23 protein-coding genes and 1 riboswitch are annotated in these 20,587 nt (G+C 74.0%); of the genes, 12 read left to right on the forward strand and 11 right to left on the reverse strand.

Annotation, left to right across the window (positions count from 1 at the left end; all coding sequences use genetic code 11):
• The first annotated feature begins 42 nt into the window (after nt 1-42).
• The 3 genes from AB0K43_RS01000 to AB0K43_RS01010 all read left to right on the forward strand — a co-directional run bounded on the left by AB0K43_RS01000 (nt 43) and on the right by AB0K43_RS01010 (nt 2,207).
• On the forward strand, nt 43-600 hold the full coding sequence (locus AB0K43_RS01000; protein ID WP_363634434.1) for a TetR/AcrR family transcriptional regulator: 558 nt from the start codon (nt 43-45) through the stop codon (nt 598-600).
• Between the two features lie 22 nt (nt 601-622).
• A complete protein-coding gene (locus AB0K43_RS01005) occupies nt 623-1,222 on the forward strand; it encodes a DUF4865 family protein (protein WP_363634688.1) in 600 nt (199 codons plus the stop codon).
• A 121-nt stretch (nt 1,223-1,343) separates the two neighbouring features.
• On the forward strand, nt 1,344-2,207 hold the full coding sequence (locus AB0K43_RS01010; RefSeq protein ID WP_363634435.1) for a universal stress protein: 864 nt from the start codon (nt 1,344-1,346) through the stop codon (nt 2,205-2,207).
• Between the two features lie 63 nt (nt 2,208-2,270).
• Here the strand turns inward: AB0K43_RS01010 and AB0K43_RS01015 are convergent, their stop codons facing one another.
• Nucleotides 2,271-3,026, reverse strand: coding sequence for a CbtA family protein (locus tag AB0K43_RS01015; protein WP_363634436.1), 756 nt, complete (start codon nt 3,024-3,026; stop codon nt 2,271-2,273).
• A 21-nt stretch (nt 3,027-3,047) separates the two neighbouring features.
• Entirely contained in the window at nt 3,048-3,257 is a 210-nt protein-coding gene (locus AB0K43_RS01020) for a CbtB-domain containing protein (protein WP_363634437.1), read from the reverse strand.
• Between the two features lie 299 nt (nt 3,258-3,556).
• Here AB0K43_RS01020 and AB0K43_RS01025 point away from each other — a divergent pair, with 299 nt between their 5' ends.
• Nucleotides 3,557-4,132, forward strand: coding sequence for a histidine phosphatase family protein (locus AB0K43_RS01025; RefSeq protein WP_363634438.1), 576 nt, complete (start codon nt 3,557-3,559; stop codon nt 4,130-4,132).
• 273 nt (nt 4,133-4,405) lie between these two features.
• On the opposite strand, the gene AB0K43_RS01030 is transcribed toward AB0K43_RS01025, so the two are convergent.
• Nucleotides 4,406-5,059 (reverse strand): TetR family transcriptional regulator, encoded by a 654-nt coding sequence (locus AB0K43_RS01030; protein WP_363634439.1) that lies wholly within the window; start codon nt 5,057-5,059, stop codon nt 4,406-4,408.
• Nucleotides 5,060-5,216: 157 nt separating this feature from the next.
• Between AB0K43_RS01030 and AB0K43_RS01035 the strand changes: the two genes are divergently transcribed.
• The 3 genes from AB0K43_RS01035 to AB0K43_RS01045 all read left to right on the forward strand — a co-directional run bounded on the left by AB0K43_RS01035 (nt 5,217) and on the right by AB0K43_RS01045 (nt 8,021).
• Nucleotides 5,217-5,981, forward strand: coding sequence for an SDR family NAD(P)-dependent oxidoreductase (locus AB0K43_RS01035; RefSeq protein WP_363634440.1), 765 nt, complete (start codon nt 5,217-5,219; stop codon nt 5,979-5,981).
• Between the two features lie 139 nt (nt 5,982-6,120).
• Nucleotides 6,121-6,783: a Pr6Pr family membrane protein gene (locus AB0K43_RS01040; RefSeq protein ID WP_363634441.1), complete on the forward strand. Its 663-nt coding sequence runs from the start codon at nt 6,121-6,123 to the stop codon at nt 6,781-6,783.
• 116 nt (nt 6,784-6,899) lie between these two features.
• A complete protein-coding gene (locus AB0K43_RS01045; RefSeq protein ID WP_363634442.1) occupies nt 6,900-8,021 on the forward strand; it encodes an alpha/beta hydrolase-fold protein in 1,122 nt (373 codons plus the stop codon).
• Here AB0K43_RS01045 and AB0K43_RS01050 read toward each other — a convergent pair.
• Nucleotides 8,014-8,343: a MoaF N-terminal domain-containing protein gene (locus AB0K43_RS01050; protein WP_363634443.1), complete on the reverse strand. Its 330-nt coding sequence runs from the start codon at nt 8,341-8,343 to the stop codon at nt 8,014-8,016. The genes AB0K43_RS01045 and AB0K43_RS01050 overlap by 8 nt on opposite strands.
• Before the next feature lie 140 nt (nt 8,344-8,483).
• Between AB0K43_RS01050 and AB0K43_RS01055 the strand changes: the two genes are divergently transcribed.
• From AB0K43_RS01055 to AB0K43_RS01065, 3 genes are all read left to right on the forward strand, one after another.
• A complete protein-coding gene (locus AB0K43_RS01055; RefSeq protein WP_363634444.1) occupies nt 8,484-9,326 on the forward strand; it encodes a helix-turn-helix domain-containing protein in 843 nt (280 codons plus the stop codon).
• Nucleotides 9,327-9,467: 141 nt separating this feature from the next.
• Nucleotides 9,468-9,635, forward strand: a riboswitch (cyclic di-AMP (ydaO/yuaA leader).
• A gap of 2 nt (nt 9,636-9,637) precedes the next feature.
• Complete coding sequence (locus AB0K43_RS01060) at nt 9,638-10,822, forward strand: glycoside hydrolase family 16 protein (protein WP_363634445.1); 1,185 nt, start codon at nt 9,638-9,640, stop codon at nt 10,820-10,822.
• 225 nt (nt 10,823-11,047) lie between these two features.
• Nucleotides 11,048-11,350 carry a hypothetical protein gene (locus AB0K43_RS01065; protein ID WP_363634446.1) on the forward strand — a complete coding sequence of 101 codons (303 nt, stop codon included), beginning with the start codon at nt 11,048-11,050 and terminating at the stop codon, nt 11,348-11,350.
• 3 nt (nt 11,351-11,353) lie between these two features.
• Here the strand turns inward: AB0K43_RS01065 and AB0K43_RS01070 are convergent, their stop codons facing one another.
• On the reverse strand, nt 11,354-12,148 hold the full coding sequence (locus tag AB0K43_RS01070) for an IclR family transcriptional regulator (RefSeq protein WP_363634447.1): 795 nt from the start codon (nt 12,146-12,148) through the stop codon (nt 11,354-11,356).
• Between the two features lie 190 nt (nt 12,149-12,338).
• Between AB0K43_RS01070 and aceB the strand changes: the two genes are divergently transcribed.
• Nucleotides 12,339-13,991: a malate synthase A gene (gene aceB, locus AB0K43_RS01075; RefSeq protein ID WP_363634448.1), complete on the forward strand. Its 1,653-nt coding sequence runs from the start codon at nt 12,339-12,341 to the stop codon at nt 13,989-13,991.
• A gap of 216 nt (nt 13,992-14,207) precedes the next feature.
• A complete protein-coding gene (locus tag AB0K43_RS01080; protein WP_363634449.1) occupies nt 14,208-14,594 on the forward strand; it encodes a gamma-glutamylcyclotransferase in 387 nt (128 codons plus the stop codon).
• A gap of 10 nt (nt 14,595-14,604) precedes the next feature.
• Here the strand turns inward: AB0K43_RS01080 and AB0K43_RS01085 are convergent, their stop codons facing one another.
• From AB0K43_RS01085 to AB0K43_RS01110, 6 genes are all read right to left on the reverse strand, one after another.
• Nucleotides 14,605-15,324: an NADAR family protein gene (locus AB0K43_RS01085; RefSeq protein WP_363634450.1), complete on the reverse strand. Its 720-nt coding sequence runs from the start codon at nt 15,322-15,324 to the stop codon at nt 14,605-14,607.
• 41 nt (nt 15,325-15,365) lie between these two features.
• Nucleotides 15,366-15,752 (reverse strand): hypothetical protein, encoded by a 387-nt coding sequence (locus AB0K43_RS01090; protein WP_363634451.1) that lies wholly within the window; start codon nt 15,750-15,752, stop codon nt 15,366-15,368.
• A gap of 1 nt (nt 15,753) precedes the next feature.
• Nucleotides 15,754-17,010 carry an amidase domain-containing protein gene (locus AB0K43_RS01095; protein WP_363634452.1) on the reverse strand — a complete coding sequence of 419 codons (1,257 nt, stop codon included), beginning with the start codon at nt 17,008-17,010 and terminating at the stop codon, nt 15,754-15,756.
• A 2-nt stretch (nt 17,011-17,012) separates the two neighbouring features.
• The gene (locus AB0K43_RS01100) at nt 17,013-17,333 is read right to left on the reverse strand and encodes a type VII secretion target (protein WP_363634453.1); all 321 of its coding nucleotides are present in this window, start codon (nt 17,331-17,333) and stop codon (nt 17,013-17,015) included.
• A gap of 206 nt (nt 17,334-17,539) precedes the next feature.
• Entirely contained in the window at nt 17,540-18,925 is a 1,386-nt protein-coding gene (locus AB0K43_RS01105) for an 8-oxoguanine deaminase (protein ID WP_363634454.1), read from the reverse strand.
• A 64-nt stretch (nt 18,926-18,989) separates the two neighbouring features.
• Complete coding sequence (locus AB0K43_RS01110) at nt 18,990-20,468, reverse strand: nucleobase:cation symporter-2 family protein (protein WP_363634455.1); 1,479 nt, start codon at nt 20,466-20,468, stop codon at nt 18,990-18,992.
• Nucleotides 20,469-20,587 lie beyond the last annotated feature (119 nt).

Here is a 20,587-nt window from a genome sequence, read left to right on the forward strand (position 1 = left end):
GACAGTCTTGGGCCTGTACCTACTGGTATGTACAGTGTCCCCATGGACACCCAGGACCGCCTGATCGAGAGCGCCCAGGAGCTGCTCTGGGAGCGCGGGTACGTCGGCACCAGCCCCAAGGCCATCCAGCAGCGGTCCGGCGTGGGCCAGGGCAGCATGTACCACCACTTCGACGGCAAGCCCGATCTCGCCGCCGCCGCCCTGCGCCGCAGCGGCGAGCAGCTGCGCGCGCTCGCCGAGCAGCAGCTCGGCGGGCCCGGGACGTCGTACGAGCGGATCGCCGGCTACCTCGGGCGCGAGCGCGAGGTGCTCCGCGGCTGCCGGATCGGCCGGATGGCCCAGGACCCGGAGGTGGTCGCCGACCCGCGGCTGCGCGAGCCGGTCGAGCAGACCCTGGCCTGGCTGCGCGGCCGGCTCGCCGAGGTGGTCGCCGAGGGCCGGGCGGCCGGCGAGCTGGCCGCCGGCCCCGACCCCGCCGACACCGCGGCCGCGATCGTCGCGGTGCTCCAGGGCGGCTACGTGCTGGCCCGCGCGGCCGGCTCGCCCGAGCCCTTCCAGCAGGCCGTCCGCGGCGCGCTCGCGCTGCTCCGCACCCCCTGAGACGAGGCCCGCCGTGCAGGCGATGCAGTACGAGATCACCCTCCCCGCCGACTACGACATGCGGATCATCCACCGCCGGGTGGCCGACAGGGGGCGGCTGACCGACCAGCTGCCCGGCCTGGCGCTCAAGGCCTACCTGGTCCGCGAGCGCGGGGACGGGGCCGGCTCCCCGGTCAACCAGTACGCGCCGCTCTACCTCTGGCACACCGCCGAGGCGATGGCGGGCTTCCTGCGGGGGCCGGGCTTTCGCACCCTGAGCGCGGACTTCGGCCGCCCGCCGGTCCGCCACTGGCTCGGCACCGGCCTGCGGCCCGGCCCGGCCGCCGGGTCGGCGCCCCGGACGGCGACCCGGACGCTCACCGCGATCCCCGAGCACACCGACCCGGCCGAGGCGCTGGCCGAGGCGCTCGCCGAGCCCGTGGACCGCCCCGGTCTGCACTCGGCCGCCGTCGCGCTCGACCCGTACCGCTGGGAGCTGCTGCGGTTCGCCCTCTGGCACCGGCCGCCGCCCGCGGACCCCGAGGACCCCGCGGTCGCCCGCTACCGGGTGTTCCACCTGTCCGACCCCGAACTGCCCGGCGACTTCCCGGCCGGCGGGCAGGCCCGGGCCGTCGCCCGGTAGCCGCGGGCGTCCGGAGGTCACCGGCGGGCCGGCGCCGGGAGGCGCATCCTGGTACCAGGGCCCTGCGCGGCGGCCCGGAGCGGGCCGGGCGGAGGGCGTGGAGCGTCACCGGGAGACCATCATGAACAGCAGAGCCCCCGCAGGCGTGGTGGCCGGGGTGGACGGATCGGCGCCCGCCGAGGCGGCCGCCGAATGGGCCGCCCAGGAGGCCGAGCGCCGGGGGTGTGCACTGCACCTGGTGCACGCGGTCAACACCGGCACCGTGACCCTGTCGCCGCGTACCGGGGCCGCGGTGACCGACCTCATCCTCCGGGACGCGCAGGACCTGCTCGCCGACTGCCTCGGCAAGCTCTCGGCCGCCCATCCGGAACTCCGCCTCACCGGGGACGTGGTGCCCAGGGACGCGGCCGAGGCGCTGCTCACGGCCGCCGAGCACGCGGAGCTCGCGGTGGTCGGCACCCGCGGCCACGGCGGCTTCGCCTCGCTGCTGCTCGGCTCGGTCAGCCTGCGGGTGACCGCGCACTCCCGCTGCCCGGTCGTGGTGGCGCGCGGGGTGCCGGAGACGGGCAGCCGCATCCTGGTCGCCGTCCGTGACGAGCGGGACGCCGCCACCCTGCGGTTCGCCCTGCGGGCGGCCGCCGACCGGCAGCTGCCGGTCGAGGCCCTGCACACCTGGTCCCCGCTGGTCGCCGAGGCCGGGCAGGCGGCTCCGATGCCGGACGAGGCCACCGAGGAGGCCAGGCTGCACGAGCAGCTGCTGCGCCACACCGTGGACCCGGTGGCGGAGGACTACCCCGAGGTCCACCTGGACGCCCGCCAGCTCACCGGGGCGAGTGCCGCCACCCTGGTCGAGGCCTCCCGGCAGGCCGCGCTGCTGGTGGTCTCCCGCCGGGAGCCGGCCCCGCGCTTCGGCCTGCGGCTCGGCACCGAGGTGCACGCCGTGCTGCACCACGCGCACTGCCCGGTCGCCGTGGTGCCGGTCTGAGCACGCCGAAGGCCCGGTACGGAGCGGGTGCTCGGTACCGGGCCCTCGGGGTGTGCGGGTCGGTCAGACCGCGGCGGGCGCGGCGCCCGGCGCGGCGGCCGGCGCCGGGCTGAGCAGCCGCTCGGCCAGGTGCCCGAAGAGCAGGCCGAAGCCGCTCCACAGGGTCACCTGGATCGCCAGCGCGGCCAGCCGGAACTGCCACAGCAGTGAGGCCGGGAAGTCCTCCGGCACCTCGTCCACCGTGGGCAGCACCGCGTAGGCGATGCCGACGGCCGCCACGAAGGCGACCACCGCCACCACCGTGGCGTTCCAGTTGCCGAGGGTCGGCGCCAGCCGCCGGCCCAGGATGGTCGCACCCACCGCGAGCAGCACGCTGAGCGCGATCATCAGGAAGTACAGCGTGGTGCGCTTGCCGATGGTCTCCGGGTCGCCCACCGACGGCGGGTTGGCCGGGTACTTCAGGAACGGCACCAGGTAGACCACCACCAGGCCGGCGGCGGCGAGCAGGGCCGCCGTGGCGCGCGGACCGAAGCGACCGATCCGGCCGAGCGCGAAGCAGAACGCGAGCCCGGCGATGCCGCCGAAGGCGAGCCCGTACAGCAGGATGCCGGTGGCCAGGCCGAGCGTGGACTGCATGCTGCGGCTGACGAGTTCGACCTCACCGGCGTCGTGCGAGTGGGCGTGCGCCTCCTCGAAGCCGATCGCGGCGTCCACGTGCGGCTCGCCGAGCAGGTAGGCCACGACCAGGGCCAGCACGCCGGCCGCGAGGCCGGCGAGCATGCCGCGGACGAGCAGGGATCTGACGGAGATGGAGTTCATGAGCGTCGGTTTCCCTCGGGATCAGTGGCAGGGGAAGCCGAGCAGGTGGCGGCCGTCGTGCACCCACTCGTGCACGTTCTCACCGGAGATGAGGGCGGTGGCGCCCTGCTCGGCGCCGACGAAGTAGATGACGATCAGCATCAGGATGCCGAAGAAGGCGGCCCACGGGGCGATCGCCTTCAGGGAGATGGGGGCAATCGCCGGAGCGGCGGGGGCGATGGGGTGAGCCATGACCGGACCTCCTGGGGGAACTCGCGTCCCGTTCGATGGAGCAGTGGACGACGGAGTCGGGTCTGACTTTCCGGATCCCGACGGGGAGTCGGGTGCCGGGTACACAGTGGCGCGACCGTGCCGGGTTCGCACCGGCTTCCGTCACACCGTCGTCAATTGTCGCAGTGACGGTACCGTGGTGCGGCTGCCGGGCCAAGGGCAGTCGCAGGGGCACAAGGTGCACGCCACGGCGCGCGGACCGCCCGGCAGGGCGGTGCGTACACGTGCCGAGCTTGCGGCCGGGTGAGGAGGAGTCACGGATGACGGTACGGGTGATGCTGATCTCACCGGCCATCGCGACCGACCTGCGGGCGGCCCGCTTCGGCTCGCAGGCCCCGCTCTCGCCGGCCGGCCTGGGTGCGGCCGTCGCCGCGGCGCCCGGCTGCCCGGGGGCGGACCGGGTGCGGGCGGCCCCCTCCCGCCGGTGCGCCGAGACCGCCGCGGCCCTCGGCCTGGACGCGCCGGCCGACCCCGCCCTCGCCGACCTGGACACCGGCGGCTGGCGCGGCCGCACCCTCGACGAGGTCGCCGCCGAGGATCCGGCCGCCCTCGGGCGCTGGCTGGCCGACCCCGCGGCGGCCCCGCACGGCGGCGAGTCGGTGCTCGACCTGGTCGACCGGATCGGTACCTGGCTCGCGGCGCAGCAGGGCCGCGTCCTGGCGGTGGTCGAGCCCGCCGTGATCCGCGCCGCCGTGGTGCACGCCCTCGCCCTCCCGCCGCACACCTTCTGGCGCCTGGACGTCGAACCGCTCACCCTCACCCGCCTCACCGGCGGCGCCGGCCGCTGGAACCTCGCCTGCGGCGGCCGCCTGACCCCGGGTCACCCCACCCCCTGAACACGGGGCCCCGACCCCGAGCCGGGCCCGCAGGCCGGAAGGCGCCCCGGCCTCCGGCGGGGAGTGCGCCCGGTTCGGCTTCCGAGGGGGAGGTGTTCCGTGCCTCGGTCTGCGGCGGGGATGTGCGCCCATCTCGGCCTCCGGCGGGGAGGTGTTCCGTGCCTCAGCCTGCGGCGGGAGGTGTCTCGTGCCCCGGCCTCCACGCCTCGCCCTCCGGCCGGAGGGCTCCCGGCGCCCCCTGGTGGTGCAGCCCTCGGGGTCCGGAGGTGCGGCCTACGACGGGCCGTGCGGATCGGACGGGTGCCGGCCCCACAGCCGCAGACCCCGGGTCAACTCCCCGACGCAGCGCGCCGCCAGGTCGGGGACCTGGTCCGTCGGGTCGTCGGTGGCGGCCCAGGTCTCGACGGCGATCCGCATGCCGGTGCTGGCCGCCGCCGCGGCGAGCCGGATCTCCAGCGGGTCGGCGGCCGGTCCGGCGAGTTCGGCCAGGACGGGGGTGAGGGCCAGCTCGGACTCGTGGTGCACCCGGTGCCAGACCGCCTGCAGCCCCGGGTCGCCGGCCATCACCCGCAGCAGCCCGCGGGTCCATTCCAGCGCCTCCGCGGGCCGGTGCGCCGTGGGCCCGAAGGCGGCGCGGGCCGAACGCTCCAGCGCCTCGGGCGAGGTGAGCCCCGCCGGTTCGGCGGACAGCAGCCCGATCCACTGCCGGACGCCGTCCGCGAGCAGCGGCGCCACGGCGTCCTCCTTGGCGCGGAAGTACCGGTAGAAGGTCCGCAGCGAGACCCCGGCCTCCCGGGCGATGTCCTCGGCGGTGGTGGCCTCCGCCCCGCGCCGGGCGAACAGCCGGGCGGCGGCGAGCGCGATCTCCTGCTGGGTGGCCGCCTTGCGGCGCTCGGTGAGCGACGGGCGCGGATCGATGCCGGACACGGGAAGGCCCCCTGGTCACCTGCGACGCGGACGTTCGGACGCGAGTCAGCCTACGGCAGCGGGGGCCGGGTCGGCCGGTCGTGCAGAGGTGGCACGACGTGCCATTCAGGCGTACCGTGCAGCGAAACGCACTCGCACCACCCGCAGGGAGAGCACCATGAACCGCTTCGAAGGCCGCCGAGTCCTGATCACCGGCGCCGGTTCCGGCATCGGCCGGGCGACCGCCCGCCGGATCCTGGCCGAGGGCGGCGCCGTCGTCGCCGCCGACGTGGTCGAGGAGGGCCTGGCGGCCACCCGTGCGCTGGCCGAGGCCGACGGCACCGCCGGGCGGCTGGTCACGACGGTGCTCGACGTCTCCGAGGAGGACTCGGTGCGCGTCGGGGTGGCCGGGGCGGTCACCGCGCTGGGCGGTCTGGACGCGCTGGTCAACGCGGCCGGCATCCTGCGCTCCTCGCACACCGCCCGGACCACCCTGGAGTTCTGGAACCGCCTCCTGGCCGTGAACCTCACCGGCACCTTCCTGGTCACCCGGGAGGCGCTGCCCGCCCTGCTGGCCACCGGCCGGGGCGTGGTGGTCAACTTCAGCTCCACCTCCGCGACCTTCGCGCACCCGTACATGGCGGCGTACGCGGCCACCAAGGGCGGCATCCAGTCCTTCACCCACGCGATCGCGATCGAGTACGCCAAGCAGGGGCTGCGCGCGGTCTGCGTCGCTCCGGGGTCGATCGCCAGCGGGATGACCAGCAACCCCGGCCTGCCGGCCGACGCCGACCTGTCGCTGCTCGGCAAGCTGGCCCCCGCGCTCGGCCAGGGCTTCGCCGGGCCGGAGACGGTGGCCGGGGTGATCGCCATGCTGGCCTCGGACGACGGCGCCTTCGTCACCGGCACCGAGATCCGGATCGACGGCGGCACGCACGCCTGACGCCGCCCGGGCCCGCCGCCCCGCGGCCCCCGAACGGGTGACGGCGCCCGCGCCGCCGCTCGGCCTCCGGGCCACCGCGGCGGCCCGAGCCGATGATGGGCCCGACTGATGATCGTTCAGCGGTAGGGAGGTCGGGCCCGTGCGGGAACGCGCAGTCCAGCTGGGGCGGATCGCCTTCGGCCTGCTGGCGGCGGTGGCCCTGTCCATCCAGGGCTACCACTCCGTCGGCGCAGGGGCGCCGCTCACCAACTTCTTCAGCTACTTCACCAACCTCAGCAACATCGGCGGCCTGCTGGTGCTGCTGACCGGCGGCGTGCTCGGGCTGCGCGGCCGACCGGGCGTGCCGGACGAGATCCGCGGCGCGATCGTGCTCTACATGACGATCACCGGACTGGTCTACGGCCTGCTGCTGTCCGGCTACAGCCTCGGCCTGCTGCTGCCGTGGGTGAACGACATCGTCCACCGGGTGATGCCGGTGGTCTACCTCGCCGACTGGCTGCTGATGCCGCCGGCCGCCCGGCTCGGCCGGACCACGGTGCTGAAGTGGCTGGTCTTCCCGCTGGTGTACCTGGCCTACACCCTGCTCCGGGGGCCGCTGGTGGACTGGTACCCGTACCCCTTCGTGGATCCGCGGCTGCCGGGCGGCTACGGCCGGGTGGCCGGGGCCTGCACCCTGCTGCTGGCGCTGTTCGTGGCGGTGGCCGCCGCCCTGGTGTGGCTCGGCAACCGGTTCGGCACCCCCCGGGCGCCCCGGGCCAGACACGCCAGGACCGCCTCGGGGGCGACCACCGACCCCACCTGACCGGCGCCACCGACCCCACCCGACCGGCGCCACCGACCGGCCGAACCTCACCGACCCGGCCGACCTCGTCGACCTCGTCGACCCGCGCCGGCGCGAACCGAGGGAGCACCACCGAGATGGGGCTGACCAGCCACAAGGTGCTGGCGATCGCCGCGGCGGCCGCCGTACTGGCGGCGACCGCGACGGTGCGCGGCTGGCCGCGGCTGGCCGGGCCGGGCCGGCGCGCGGTGGCCGGCCGGATCGGCGCGCTGCTGGCCACCCAGCTGGCGATGCTGCTGGCGCTGGCGCTGGCCGCCAACAGCTACTTCTCCTTCTACGGCAGCTGGGACGACCTGCTCGGCACCCCGGCGGGCGGCCCGGTCACCGTGACCACCGGTACCCCGGGAGGGGAGCTGCGGGTGCTGGGACGGGAGCCGGTCCGGGGCGGCGGCGCGGTCGGCCGGGAGCCGGGTGCCTCCGGCGAGATCCAGGCGGTCAAGATCGCCGGCCCGCGCTCCGGGCTGAGCACCGACGGGTACGTCTACCTGCCGCCGCAGTACTTCCGGCCCGAGTACGCCGGCCGCCGCTTCCCCGCGGTGGTGGTGATGACGGGCTTCCCGGGCGACGCCCGGAACCTGATCACCCGGCTGAACTACCCCGGCGCGGCGCTGCGGCTCAACCTGGCCGGCCGGATGCCGCCGACCGTGCTGGTGCTGCTGCGGCCGTCACCGGCGATGCCCGCCGACACCGAGTGCGAGGACGCCCCGGGCGGCGCGCGCGCCGAGACCTATCTGACCCGCGACGTGCCGGCGGCGGTCGCGGCGGGTTACCGGGTCTCGCCGGATCCGCGGTCCTGGGCGGTGATGGGCAACTCCACCGGCGGCTACTGCGCGCTGAAACTCGCCATGCGGCACCCCGAGGTGTTCCCCAGCGCCGTCGCGCTCTCCGGCTACTACCGGGCCGCCGAGGACGCCTCCACCGGAGACCTGTTCGGCGGCAGCCCGCGCCGGCGCGAGGAGGCCGACCTGCTCTGGCGGCTGCGCCACCTGCCGCCGCCCGGCATCGCGGTGCTGCTGGCGGGCGCCGAGCGCGGCGACGGCGACTACCTCGCGGACACCCGGGCCTTCGCTGCCGCGGTGCGCGCCCCGATGTCGCTGGCCACCGCCACGGTGCCGGAGGGCGGCCACAACTTCGGGACCTGGGGGCGGCTGCTGCCGGCCGCGCTGGAGTGGCTCGCCGGCCGGCTGCGGGTCAGCTGACCGGCTGGAGCTTGCCGGTGTGCAGCTCGCCGACCCGGCCGCCCTCGCCCTCGTACGTCCAGAAGACCCGGACGGTCAGCGCGTTCAGGTCCATCACATGGCTCACGGTGATGCCGCTCGCCTCCGTCCAGCTGACGAAGTAGAGCTGCGGGCCCACCTCGGCGACGTGCAGCCGCACGTCCTCCCACTGTCCGGCCGACTCGCCGAGGCCCTCCCAGCGCAGCCGCGTCCCGTCGGCGGAGTAGGAGTTGCGGAAGGCGGCGCCGTTGTCGACATCGAACAGGTACGTACGTCCGGCGAAGCCAGGCAGGGGCGCGGTCATCTCGGGAGTGGTCCTCTGAACGCTCGGCGGTGGCCGCGGCCGGGGCTCCGGCCGCACCACCAACCTAGCGGACGCGCGGGCGCCGCAGGCCGATCAGGCCGGCTTGAGCCTGCCCCGGGGCAAGGTCCTAGATTCCAGGTGTGACGGACGGAGCGGAGCGGTTGCTCACCATCGGGGCCATGGCCCGCCGCAGCGGGCTGACCGCCAAGGCACTGCGCCACTACGACCGGGTCGGACTGCTCCGGCCGGCCGAGGTGGACCAGGAGACCGGCTACCGGTACTACCGGGTGGAGCAGGTGGCGGCGGCCCGGCTGGTGCGGGAGCTGCGCGCGGTGGACCTGCCGCTGGAGCAGGTGCGGGAGTGCCTGGCCGCGGGCGGTGGCGAGCCGGTGCGGCGGCTGCTGGCCGAGCACCGGCGGCGCCTGCAGGCCCGGCTGGACCGGCTCCGCGGCGCCGTCCACCGGACGGATCATCTGATCGAGGAAGGGATCGACGCGGTCATGGGCGACGAGCAGCGGGAGGCGGCGGCCCCCGCCGACGAGCGGCAGCTGGCGGTGGACCTGTTCAACGGGGTCTGGCGGCTGCTGGAGCGGGAGGACCGCTCGGTCGAGGAGGACGACCGGATGGTGCACATGGCGCACGCCTCGCGCCACCACTGGGGCCAGGTCGGCACGGCGGTGAACCTCGGCCGGGGCGAGTGGCAGTGCTCACGGGTGTACGCGGCGCTGGGCCGGGCCGAGCCCGCGCTGCACCACGCCCGGCGCGGGCTGGAGATCTGCCGGGCGAACGGGATCGGCGACTGGGACCTGGCCTTCGCGTACGAGGCGCTGGCCCGGGCGGCGGCCGTCGCGGGGGAGAAGGAGCAGGCCAGGGCCTGGACCGAGCAGGCGCTGGCCGCCGCCGAGGAGATCGCCGCCCCGGAGGACCGCGAGCTGGTGCTGGCCGATCTGGAGACCGTCCCGGGGCAGCCCCGGTTCTGGTGAGCCGGCCCCGGGCCGGGGCCTCGGGGCGGGTGTGTGAGGGACGTCTCGTTGTCCGTGTGCGATCCGTCTGCCTAGCCTGCACGGGATGCCCGGCTGGGCAGACCCGCCGTCGGGACGCCTAGTCCTGTCCACCCGGAGGCGGTCACTCGAGCACCGTCATGGACAGGAGCGGGGGAACCAGGTACGTGCCGCGCTCCACCCTGCCCCGGGGCAGGACGCGCGGCTTGGGGTGAAGCCGCACCACAGGCGGCCGGGCAGCCTCGTGCCCGAACCCGACAGCTCACCTCGCAGGCGTCGCAGAGGAATCCTCCATGCGACTTTCCCCCACCCCCGCCCGCCTCGGCCTGCTCGCGGGCGCCACCGTGCTGGCCGGCGTCCCGCTGGTCGGCCAGGCCCAGGCCGCCAGCCCCACGGTGACCCAGGACCGCCTCGGCCCCACCGCGATGGCCGCCGGCACCGCCGCCACGGCCAGCCTCACGGTGCACTCCTCCGGCTGCTTCACGGCCAAGACCCTCGGCGTCGGCGTCCGCGACGCGGCCGGCCACAACCTGGACTTCCCCGGCAATGCCTCCAACGTGCAGATCTGCCCGAGCGGCACCACCTTCACCAGCGCCGCCCGGACCCTGCCGGCCGGTACCTACACCCAGTTCGGCTTCTGGCAGGACACCGCGAACGCCTGGCACAACCTGCCCTCGCAGACCCTGACGGTCTCGGCGGCCGGCACCACCACGCCGACCCCCGCCCCCGCCCCGACGCCGGCTCCGACGCCCACCCCGGCCCCGACGCCGAGCCCCGCCCCGTCCACCGGTGCGCCGGTCGCGGGCAAGTCGCTGACCTGGTCGGACGAGTTCGACAGCCTGTCCAAGACCCGCTGGACCACCGACAGGAGCAGCTCCTACCGGTACGGCAACCACAACCCCGACGACAACAAGCTGGACTGGCTGAGCCCGAGCGGCGTCAGCGTGTCGGGCGGCGTGGCCACCTTCACCGCCAAGCCGAGCGCCAACAAGCTGGAGAACGGCAAGCAGGCCTGGGACACCGGCCTGCTCACCACCGAGTACTCCGGCGAGGGCTTCCAGGTGAAGACCGGCGACTACGCCGAGACCCGGGTCAAGCTGCCCTCCGGCTCCGGCGCCTGGCCGGCGCTGTGGACCTGGAAGAACGGCAACGGGGAGATCGACTCCTTCGAGTACCACCCGGACAACCCGAACCTGCTGGAGCTGACCAACCACGTCAAGTCCGGCTCCAAGTACTTCACCGACGCCAACGCGGTGGCCAAGGACAAGTGGGTCACCATCGGCACCTACTACGGCGCCAACTCGGTCGACTGGTACGTCAACGGCACCAAGGTCTTCTCCGACAACACCGGGGTCGGCGCCAACTGGTCCGCGTACCTGATCCTCAACCTGTCGCTGAGCGCCGGCCAGTACCACCCGGCGCCCACCGGCACCGCGCCGATCACCTTCGCCGCGGACTACGTGCGGGTCTACCGCTGACCGTCACGGTGACACGCTCAGCGTGAACGGGGTGCCGTTGTCCGCAGCGTCGCGGTCGTCGGCACCGACCACCTGGAGGTGCCCCTCGGCCCGTGTGCCGGGGGGCACCTCGCGTGCCGGCCCGGTGGCGCCGTCACCCGCCTGGACACCTCGGACCTCCCACCGCTCGCACTCTGGCCGATACTCACAGTAGCGAGCCGAGTGGGACGAGCTGAGGAGGCACGGGTGTCCGAGCGGGTGCTGAGCGAGGTGAGCGGACGGATCGCCGCGGACCGGGAGGACGGGTTCGTGGCGTCGTACCGCGCCCTGATCACGGCCGAGCTGCCGGCGGGGCTGCTGCGCACCGAACTGCTGCGCGGGCCGGACCGGCACTGGCGGGTGCAGAGCCTGTGGCGGGACATCGGCGCGCTGGAGGCCGTCCGGGCGGACCCGAAGATGGCCGCCGCCCCCCGGCTGTTCCGTGAGGCCGGGACCGAACCCGACCTGGCCGTCTTCCTGCTGACGGCACAGGCGGGCGGCGCCGGCTGACCGTCAGGGCGCGAGCACCTGGCCCAGCCGGGAGGCGATCTGACGCATCACCGGCACCAGCGCGGCGCTGCCGGCCGCTGCCTCCAGGGCGCGGATCCGGGCCTCCGGGCCGGATACCGAGAGCGCGGTGGGGGTCGGCGCGCCGGGCACCGCCACCGCGATGCAGCGGACGCCGATCTCCTGCTCCTGGTCGTCCACCACGTAGCCGACCTCGCGGGCGTGCGCCAGCTGGGCGAGCAGCTCCTGAGGGTCCGTCACGGTGTACGGCGTGTGCGCCTGGAGCGGCTGCGGACCGAGCAGCGCGCGGGTCTCCTCCTCGGGCAGCTGGGCCAGCAGGGCCTTGCCGACCCCGGTGCAGTGCGGCTGCACCCGGCGGCCGACCTCGGTGAACATCCGCATCGAGCGGCGGGACTGCACCTGGCCGACGTAGACCACCTCGCCGCCCTCCAGCACCGCCAGGTTGGCCGTCTCGCCGGTGGCCTCCATCAGCTCGGCCAGGTAGGGGCGGGCCCAGCTGCCGAGCAGCCGGCCGGAGGTCTCGCCGAGCCGGATCAGCCGCGGGCCCAGGGTGTAGCGGCGGGCGGTGTCCTGGCGGACATATCCCTGCTGGACGAGGGTACGGATCAGCCGGTGGATGGTGGGCATCGGAAGGCCGGAGGTGGTCGAGAGCTCGCTCAGGGTCGCGATGCCGCCCGAGTCGGCGAGCGCTTCCAGCAGCTGGAAGGCGCGCTCGACGGACTGCACGCCACCGGAGGCGCGCTCGGTGCCTGTCGGTGTTGCGGCGGGGGTGCTGGCCACCGGCGTTCCCTTCACTGTGCGAGGAGGAGTAGAGTCCCAGCGATCTAGCTCAACAAACCGTTGAAATTCTGTATCGCGGAAACTACTCTCCACCCTACAGAACGAAACCCGCCGGTAGGTGGGTTCGGATCTGGGAAGTTCCCACCGGAGCTCCCCAAGCTTTCACAACCGTCCAAGGAGTGTCCTGCCCATGGGTGCAGATCAGGGACCTGACGGCGTTTCCCCCGCCGCCCCGGTCGTCACTGTCGCCGGTCCGCGCGTGTCCCGCGCAGAGGAGGTGCTCACCCCGGAGGCGGTCGCCTTCGTGGTCGGCCTCCACCGTGCCTTCGAAGGTCGCCGGCAGGAGCTCCTGACCCGACGAAAGGCCCGCCGGGCCGAGATCGCCGAGGCCGGGACGCTGGATTTCCTGCCCGGGACCGCCGAGGTCCGGGCCGGGGACTGGCAGGTGGCTCCCGCCCCCCGCGCGCTCCAGGACCGCCGGGTGGAGATCACCGGGCCGACCGACCGCAAGATGGTCATCAACGCGCTCAACTCCGGCGCCCGGGTCTGGCTCGCCGACTTCGAGGACGCCACCGCCCCCACCTGGGAGAACGTGGTCTCCGGGCAGATCAACCTGATCGACGCCTTCGAGGGCCGGATCGACTTCACCTCCGAGGCGGGCAAGGCCTACACCCTCAAGCCCGCCGCCGAGCTCGCCACCGTGGTGGTCCGCCCCCGCGGCTGGCACCTCGACGAGAACCACCTGCTGGTCGACGGCGCCCCGGTGGCCGGTGCCTTCCTCGACTTCGGCCTGTACTTCTTCCACAACGCGGCCAGGCTCCTCGCCAAGGGCGAGCAGGACCCGAACTCCGGCCCGTACTTCTACCTGCCGAAGACCGAGAGCCACCTCGAGGCCCGGCTCTGGAACGACGTCTTCACCCACGCGCAGGCCGCCCTCGGGATCCCGCACGGCACCGTCCGCGCCACCGTGCTGATCGAGACCATCACCGCCGCGTTCGAGATGGAGGAGATCCTCTACGAGCTGCGCGAGCACGCGGCCGGGCTGAACGCGGGCCGCTGGGACTACCTGTTCTCGATCGTCAAGAACTTCCGCGACGCCGGCGAGCACTACATCCTGCCGGACCGCAACAGCGTCACCATGGCCTCGCCGTTCATGGCCGCCTACACCCGCCTGCTGGTGCAGACCTGCCACCGGCGCGGCGCGCACGCCATCGGCGGGATGGCCGCCTTCATCCCCTCCCGCAAGGACCCCGAGGTCAACGCCGCCGCCCTGGAGAAGGTCAAGGCCGACAAGGACCGGGAGGCCGGCAACGGCTTCGACGGCTCCTGGGTCGCCCACCCGGACCTGGTCAAGGTCGCCCGGGCCTCGTTCGACGCCGTGCTGGGCGAGCGGCCGAACCAGAAGGACAATCCGGGCCCGGCCGAGCCGGTCACCGCGGCCCAACTGCTCGACATCGCCGGGGCCGGCGGGAAGTGCACCCGGGCCGGCCTGCACAACGCCGTCCAGGTCGGGATCCGCTACATCGAGGCCTGGCTGCGGGGCCTGGGGGCGGTCGGCATCTTCAACATGATGGAGGACGCCGCCACCGCCGAGATCTCCCGCTCGCAGATCTGGCAGTGGATCAACAACGGTGTGGTGCTGGCCGACACCGGCGAGAAGGCCACCGCCGAGCTGGTCCGCCGGCTCGTGGCCGAGGACCTCGCCGCCCTGCGCGCCGAGCTCGGCGACCAGGCCTACGCCGGTGGGCGCTGGCCCGAGGCCGCCAGGCTCTTCGAACAGGTCGCGCTGGCCGAGGAGTTCGTCGACTTCCTCACCCTGCCCGCGCTGCGCCTGCTCGGCTGAGCTGCGCCCAATCTATCCAGCCGCGCACCGGCTGCGGCCTGCCGGGCTGGAGCGCTGCCGGAGCTGACTGCACCGTTCCGTACAGCACCGTTCCGTACAGCACCGTTCCGGTACAGGGCCGTTCCCGTACAGCGCCGTTCCGGCCCGGCCGAGGGCAACCAGGGGAGATCCCGCCCTCGGCCGGGCCGCGCCGTTCCCACCCGGAGGTACCACCCGATGGCACGCATCTTCTTCAACGGCCAGGCCATGGTCGGCGGTCCGTTCCACCACTCGGTCGCCGACATGCTGCTCGGCCCGGTCCGCACCGCGCCCGGCCACCGCTTCTTCTCGATCGGCGACGTCTGCCCCGGCCTGCTCGCCGACCCGGGCGTCGACTCCGCGATCGAGGGCGAGCTCTACGACGTCCCGCTGGAGCACCTGCGCGACGTGATCCTCCCCGGCGAGCCGCGTGCGCTGGAGCTCGGCGTGATCGAGCTCGCCGACGGCTCCGCCTGCCTGTCCATGGTGCTGGCCCGCGGCGAGCTCGAACGCGGGGTTCACCGGGAGATCACCGAGTACGGCGGCTGGCGCGCCTACCTGGCCACCCTGGGCCGCACCGCCTGACCGCCGGCGGTCACCGCTCGCCGGGCCCGTCGGCCTCCTCGGCCAGCTCGGCCCGGATCAGCTCCAGCAGCCGGCCCGTCCAGTTCCGGGCCGTGGCGCCCTCCCCGCCCCAGGAGCGGGAGTCCTCATCCAGGTAGCGGATCACGGCGTCCCCGGTCGCCAGCAGCACCGCGGCCGCCTGCGGCTGCTGGGCGAACTTCGCGCGCAGCACCCGGGCCATCACCGCGGGGCGGGAGCGCTGCGCGCCCGGCCCCGGCGCCAGCGCCCGGAAGGCCTCGGCCGCCGACGGGTAGCCGACCCCGTCGACGGTGACCGGCCGCGGGTGCTCGTTGTGCAGCTCCGGCAGCGAGAACTCGTCCACCAGCACGGCGCGGTCGAACGGCCCGGCGGCCGGTGCCACCGGTGCGTTCAGCCGTTCGTACTCCGCCCGCACCTCGGCGAGCACCCGCTCCGGGGTCAGGAAGGTGTGCGCCGGGCCGAACCGCCAGGCGGCCACCCCGGCCGCGGCACCCCGGGCACCCTCGGAGATCCGGGCGCCCACCCAGCCGTACGACACCCGCTCGGCGAACTCCTCCAGCGTGCACAGGCCCCAGCAGTCCACCAGGCCGTCGGCGTAGACCGTCAGCTCGGTGAGGTGGTGGACCCCCGCGTGGTGGACGAAGACCGGGCGCCAGGTGCCCGGGATCCGCTCGCCGTCCGCGTACCTGAAGGTGCTTCGCTCGCCGGGCATGGCGGCCAGCATAGGGCGCCGCCCCGGTCGGCCGCCGCCGGTCAGCCGCTGCAGGTCCGGCGGGGGTGGTCCAGGCCCTGGAGCAGATCGGCCAGGCCCCACAGGTCGGCCAGCAGGACCAGGGCGCCCAGCGCCACCAGCACGCCGGCCGCCGCCGCCCAGCCGCCGCCGGAGCGTAGCTGCCGGGCCGCCACCACCACGCCCGCCAGCCCGAGCAGCGGCCCGGCGGCCGCCGCGATCCCGGCGACGGCCGGCACCGGCTCGGCGGGCAGGCAGTGGTTCAGCCGCCGGGGGATCGCGTCCAGGTAGGCGGTGTGGCCGTAGCGGGCGCACAGCCAGCCGAGGAGCACCAGCGCCGTGGCGACGAGGAGCCAGGGCAGCGGGGCGGGGCGGGGGGCCGCGGCGGGGAGCGTCGTCGGATCGGTCATCTCAGTACCAGTTCGGTTCGACACGGACATACTTGATCTTCTGCCGGCCCTCGGAGTCCGCCTCGTGGTCGGAACGCCCGTCCATGCTCACGTTCTTGCGCGAGTCGTTGTGCTGGCTGTAGCGGATGTCGCCGTCCGGGGTGACGGCGGTGACGATCGCGGTGTGGTGGATGTTGCCCGGCTTGAGGTCGGGGTTGAGGTCGTTGTCGTCCTCCAGGAACACCAGGTCACCCGGCTTCACCTCGGACGGCGGCACCTCGCGCCCGCCGTTGGAGACCATGAAGTCGTGCAGGTTCTGCGCGCCGCCCCAGGCGTGGCTGTGCTGCTGGCCGACGATGCCGAGCCCGAGCCAGCCCGGGTCGCGGCCCCGGTTCCAGGCGTCGCCCTCGACCGTCCAGTCGCCCTTCATCCGCACCCCGGACTGGAGCAGCGCCTCGGAGGCGAAGTTGGTGCAGTTGTTCTCGTCGTCGAAGTCGCCCGAGTCGTCGTTCCAGTGCGCCAGCACCCACTCGACCATCTTGACCCGGTCCCACTTGCGGTCCGCCCCGCCCCGCAGTTCCTCCGCGACGCCGGGCGGCAGGCCCTCCAGGTGGGCCAGCTTCACCGGGTCGGAGAGCTCCAGCTGCTGCTGCTCCTGCGGGGTCAGCGACTCCCACCAACGGGCGACCAGCTTCGGGTCCTTGCCGTCCGGGATGTCGCCGGAGAGCATGCTCAGCTGGGTGTCGGAAGCCTCGCCCTGGAGTTGGTCGAGCGCCTTCTCGGGGTCGGTCTCGCAGGTGGCCGCGCCCAGTTTGCGCAGCTCCGTCGAGGCCAGCGCGTCGGCCTGGGTGGCCTCCCGGAGCGCCTCGGTGATCAGGTCGGCGACCTCGTTCATATGGGTCAGCTTCTCGGGGGTGACCTCGCCGGTGGTGGTGATCCCGCCGCCGGCGTCCACCTCCAGCTCGTACGCCCGGGCGAGCTCCAGCGCATGGCCGAGCGCCCGCTGCGCGTACTCGGTGGAGGAGGCCCAGCCGTCCACCACCATCGCGACGCCGCGCATGATGTCGGCGCCGGACTCCAGGATGCGGGCCTGCTCGTCCAGCTTCTTCCCGGCGGCCCGGCCGACCCGGTCCTGCCAGTCCTCCTTGACCGGGCCGATGCCGTTGGCATGGATGTCGTGGACGGCCTGCCAGGCCTCCTTGGACAGCTCGACCCAGCCGTCCGCGGCGGCGCGCAGCTGCGCGGGGTCGGCGCTCCTCAGCGCGGCGAACTCGACCATGCTCAGACCCCCGCGTTCAGGTCGCGGGAGGCCTGGTCGAGCCGGCGGGCGGCCTCCTGCTCGGCGGCGTCGTACGAGTGCGCGGAGTCGCGGAGCTGGTCGGCGTAGGTGTGCAACTGCTGGACGACCGAGGTCATATGGGTCTGCCAGGCGTCCGCGCACTCGCGCAGTGCCGGGCCGGACCACCACTCGCCGTGCGCCGCGGCGGCCGTCAGGCTGCCGTCCAGCCAATGGCCGGTGCGCCCGCCGAGCTGGGTCGAACTGGTTCTGACGGCCTCGGACGCGGAGTGCAGTCCTGCGGTCCGGACGTGGATGTCGTGCATCGGTTGTTCTGATCCCCCGTGCTGCGGTCTCTCTGACCCAGGGAGGACGGTGGACCGGGCCGAACGGTTCCCGCCACGTGCGAGGACGCATCACCGCCCCGGACCCTCGCCGTGGGTCCGGGGCGGTGCCCCCCGGTGCGGCCGTGGGGCCGTCGGAGGGTCCGGTGCCGCGCCGTCCCGGGCACGGCACCGGAGTCGGTGGCGGATCAGACCGCGCGGGAGGCGAGCTCCTTGGCGGCGCGGGCGCAGGCCAGCGCGATCTTGTCCTCGTCCACGGTGGTCAGGATGCCCTTCTCGACCACGGCGTTGCCGTTGACGAACAGGACGGACAGCGGCGGCAGCGCGCCCAGGGTGAGCGCGGCGACCGGGTCGGCGATCGAGGAGTGCATGATGCCGTCGACCTTCCACAGCGCCAGGTCGGCGAGCTTGCCCACCTCGATGGAGCCGATCTCGGACTGCCGGCCGAGCACCCGGGCGCCGCCCATGGTGCCCAGCCGCAGGGCGCTGCGCGCGGTGAGCGCGTCGGGGCGGCCGTGCAGGCGGTTGATCAGCAGCGCGTTGCGCAGCTCGGTGCCGAGCTCACCGGATTCGTTGGAGGCGGTGCCGTCGACCCCGAGGCCGACCGGGACGCCGGCCTTCAGCATGTCCGGGACCCGGGCGATGCCGGCCGCCAGCCGGGCGTTGGAGGACGGGCAGTGCGCGACACCGGTGCCGGTCTCGGCGAACTTGGCGATGTCGGAGTCGTTCATGTGGACGCAGTGCGCCATCCAGACGTCCTCGCCCAGCCAGCCGGTCGACTCGAAGTAGTCGGTCGGGCCCATGCCGAAGAGCTGCTTGCAGAACTCCTCCTCCTCGGCCGTCTCGGAGCCGTGGGTGTGCAGCCGCACACCCTTGCGGCGGGCCAGCTCGGCGGACTGCTTGAGCAGTTCGGTGGAGACCGAGAAGGGGGAGCAGGGCGCGATGGCCACGTGCAGCATGGAACCGAACGAGGAGTCGTGCCAGGTGTCCACGGCCGCCTCGGAGGCGATCAGGATGTCCTCGGTCCGCTCCACCGCGTGGTCCGGCGGCAGGCCGCCGTCCTTCTGGCTGCGATCCATCGAGCCGCGCAGCGCGGTGAACCGCAGGCCCAGCTCCTGGACCCCCTCGATCGAGGCGCCGAGGATGTCGCCGCCGCCCTGCGGGAAGACGTAGTGGTGGTCGGAGGCGGTGGTGCAGCCGGACTTGAGCAGGGCGGCGGCCGAGCCCTGGGTGGCGGCGTGCACCAGCTTGTCGTCGATCCGGGCCCAGGTCGGGTAGAGCGCGACCAGCCAGTCGAAGAGGATGTTGTCCTGGGCCAGGCCGCGGGTGATCCACTGGTAGAAGTGGTGGTGGGTGTTGACCAGGCCCGGGGTGATCAGGTGGCCCTCGCCGTTGATCCGGCGCACCACGTTGTCCAGCCACTGCGGGGCGGGGCCGTCGCCGACCGACTCGATCGTGTTGCCGAGGATGACGACGTGACCGCGGGCGTACTCGGTGTCGTTGGCGTCGACCGTGGCGATGGCGACGTTCTCGATCACGATCCGCTGATCGGCGGGCGGGGGCTGGACTGCCATGGTGTGACTCCTATGGGGGCGAGGGAAGGGGGCGCGCAGCGAGCGGTGCACGCCCCCCCACCGGTCAGGACGGTGTGGCCGTCGACACCGCCGCGCCGGGCGGCTCGGCGGTCGGGGACCTACGGGCGGTACCGACGTGGTGGAACAGCAGGTTGAGCAGGACGGCCAGCACGCAGCCGGCCGAGATGCCGGAGTGCATCAGGGTGCGGACGGCCTCCGGGAAGGCGTCGTAGAAGGTGGGGACGGCGATCGGGACGATGCCGACCCCGAGCGAGACCGACACCAGGACGGTGTTGGCGCCGGACTCCATCCCGGCCTCGGCCAGGGTGCGGATCCCGCTCGCCGCGACGGTGCCGAAGAGCACGATCCCGGCGCCGCCGAGGACCGGCTGCGGCACCAGCGAGACCAGCGACCCGAGCACCGGGAACAGGCCCAGCAGGATCAGGATCCCGCCGCCGGCCGCGACCACGAACCGGCTGCGGATGTTGGTCAGCGCCACCAGCCCGATGTTCTGGGCGAAGGCGCTGGCCGCGAAGCCGTTGAAGACCGGACTGACGGCGGTGGCCAGCCCGTCGGCCCGCAGGCCCGCCGCCAGGGTCCGCTCGTCGGCCTCGCGGTCGACGATCCGGCCGAGCGCCAGCATGTCGGCGGTGGACTCGGTCATCGAGACCACCATGACGATGCAGAGCGAGGCGATCGCCGCGGCGTCGAACACCGGCGCCCCGAAGTGGAACGGTGAGGGCAGGGCGAAGATCCTGGCCTGACCGACCGGGCCGAAGTCGGCCAGGCCGAGCGGGAAGGCCAGCGCGGTGCCCAGGGCCAGCCCGACCAGCAGCGCGAGCTGCTGCCAGAAGCCGCGGAGCAGCTTGTTGCACAGCACCACCGCGGCGAGGGTGAACGCGGCGAGGCCGATGGCCCGCATCGATCCGTAACCGGGTGCGCCGGGTGCGCCGCCGCGGGCCCAGTTGACGGCCACCGGAAGCAGCGAGACCCCGATGAGGGTGATCACGGTGCCCTGGACGACCGGTGGGAAGAACCTGATCAGCTTGCAGAAGTACGGCGCCGCGAGGAAGCACAGGAGCCCCGCGACGATCACTGCCCCGAAGATCACCGGGAGGGCGTCCTCGGCGCTCCCGTTCTTGTCGATCGAGCTCTTGGCGATGGCGAGCATCGGGGCGACGCCGGCGAACGAGACGCCGTTCACGAACGGCAGCCGGGCGCCGATCCGCCAGATGCCCAGGGTCTGGAGCAGGGTGGCCAGGCCCGCCGTGAACAGGCTGGCCGAGATGAGCAGGGCGAGCTCGGCGGGGGATAGGCCCACGCCGGCGCCGACGATGAGCGGGGGCGCGACGACGCCCGCGTACATCGCGGCGACGTGCTGCAGACCGGTGCTGAGGAGCTTCACCGGGGGGAGCAGCTCGTCCACGGGGTGGACGGCCTTCGGGGTTGGCGGGGTGTCGGGGAGGCCGGACGCCCCGTCCGGTCCCGAAGGTCTGTCGGAGGTGGAACCGCCGTCTGCGGTTGGGTTGTTGCGCAGTGCCATGTCGAGCCCCTCTTGTGCCCGTGGCTCCTGGCGCGCCCGCGGCGCTGGAGAAGGTCGGCCGAATTCGCCTTGGCCGGGGGCGGGACGGCGGTGCAAGGGTCCCCCGGCCGGCTCCTCCA

The sequence above is a fragment of the Kitasatospora sp. NPDC049258 genome (genome assembly GCF_040678895.1).
Taxonomy (GTDB): domain Bacteria; phylum Actinomycetota; class Actinomycetes; order Streptomycetales; family Streptomycetaceae; genus Kitasatospora.

Coding starts and splice junctions, on each gene's coding strand:
- AB0K43_RS01045 (WP_363634442.1), top strand. CDS start 6,900: ATGGGGCTGACCAGCCACAAGGTGCTGGCGATCGCCGCGGCGGCCGCC.
- AB0K43_RS01000 (WP_363634434.1), top strand. CDS start 43: ATGGACACCCAGGACCGCCTGATCGAGAGCGCCCAGGAGCTGCTCTGG.
- AB0K43_RS01100 (WP_363634453.1), bottom strand. CDS start 17,333: ATGCACGACATCCACGTCCGGACCGCAGGACTGCACTCCGCGTCCGAG.
- AB0K43_RS01085 (WP_363634450.1), bottom strand. CDS start 15,324: ATGCCCGGCGAGCGAAGCACCTTCAGGTACGCGGACGGCGAGCGGATC.
- AB0K43_RS01015 (WP_363634436.1), bottom strand. CDS start 3,026: ATGAACTCCATCTCCGTCAGATCCCTGCTCGTCCGCGGCATGCTCGCC.
- AB0K43_RS01080 (WP_363634449.1), top strand. CDS start 14,208: ATGGCACGCATCTTCTTCAACGGCCAGGCCATGGTCGGCGGTCCGTTC.
- AB0K43_RS01020 (WP_363634437.1), bottom strand. CDS start 3,257: ATGGCTCACCCCATCGCCCCCGCCGCTCCGGCGATTGCCCCCATCTCC.
- AB0K43_RS01060 (WP_363634445.1), top strand. CDS start 9,638: ATGCGACTTTCCCCCACCCCCGCCCGCCTCGGCCTGCTCGCGGGCGCC.
- AB0K43_RS01005 (WP_363634688.1), top strand. CDS start 623: ATGCAGTACGAGATCACCCTCCCCGCCGACTACGACATGCGGATCATC.
- AB0K43_RS01050 (WP_363634443.1), bottom strand. CDS start 8,343: ATGACCGCGCCCCTGCCTGGCTTCGCCGGACGTACGTACCTGTTCGAT.
- AB0K43_RS01105 (WP_363634454.1), bottom strand. CDS start 18,925: ATGGCAGTCCAGCCCCCGCCCGCCGATCAGCGGATCGTGATCGAGAAC.
- AB0K43_RS01110 (WP_363634455.1), bottom strand. CDS start 20,468: ATGGCACTGCGCAACAACCCAACCGCAGACGGCGGTTCCACCTCCGAC.
- AB0K43_RS01095 (WP_363634452.1), bottom strand. CDS start 17,010: ATGGTCGAGTTCGCCGCGCTGAGGAGCGCCGACCCCGCGCAGCTGCGC.
- AB0K43_RS01025 (WP_363634438.1), top strand. CDS start 3,557: ATGACGGTACGGGTGATGCTGATCTCACCGGCCATCGCGACCGACCTG.
- aceB (WP_363634448.1), top strand. CDS start 12,339: ATGGGTGCAGATCAGGGACCTGACGGCGTTTCCCCCGCCGCCCCGGTC.
- AB0K43_RS01090 (WP_363634451.1), bottom strand. CDS start 15,752: ATGACCGATCCGACGACGCTCCCCGCCGCGGCCCCCCGCCCCGCCCCG.
- AB0K43_RS01035 (WP_363634440.1), top strand. CDS start 5,217: ATGAACCGCTTCGAAGGCCGCCGAGTCCTGATCACCGGCGCCGGTTCC.
- AB0K43_RS01010 (WP_363634435.1), top strand. CDS start 1,344: ATGAACAGCAGAGCCCCCGCAGGCGTGGTGGCCGGGGTGGACGGATCG.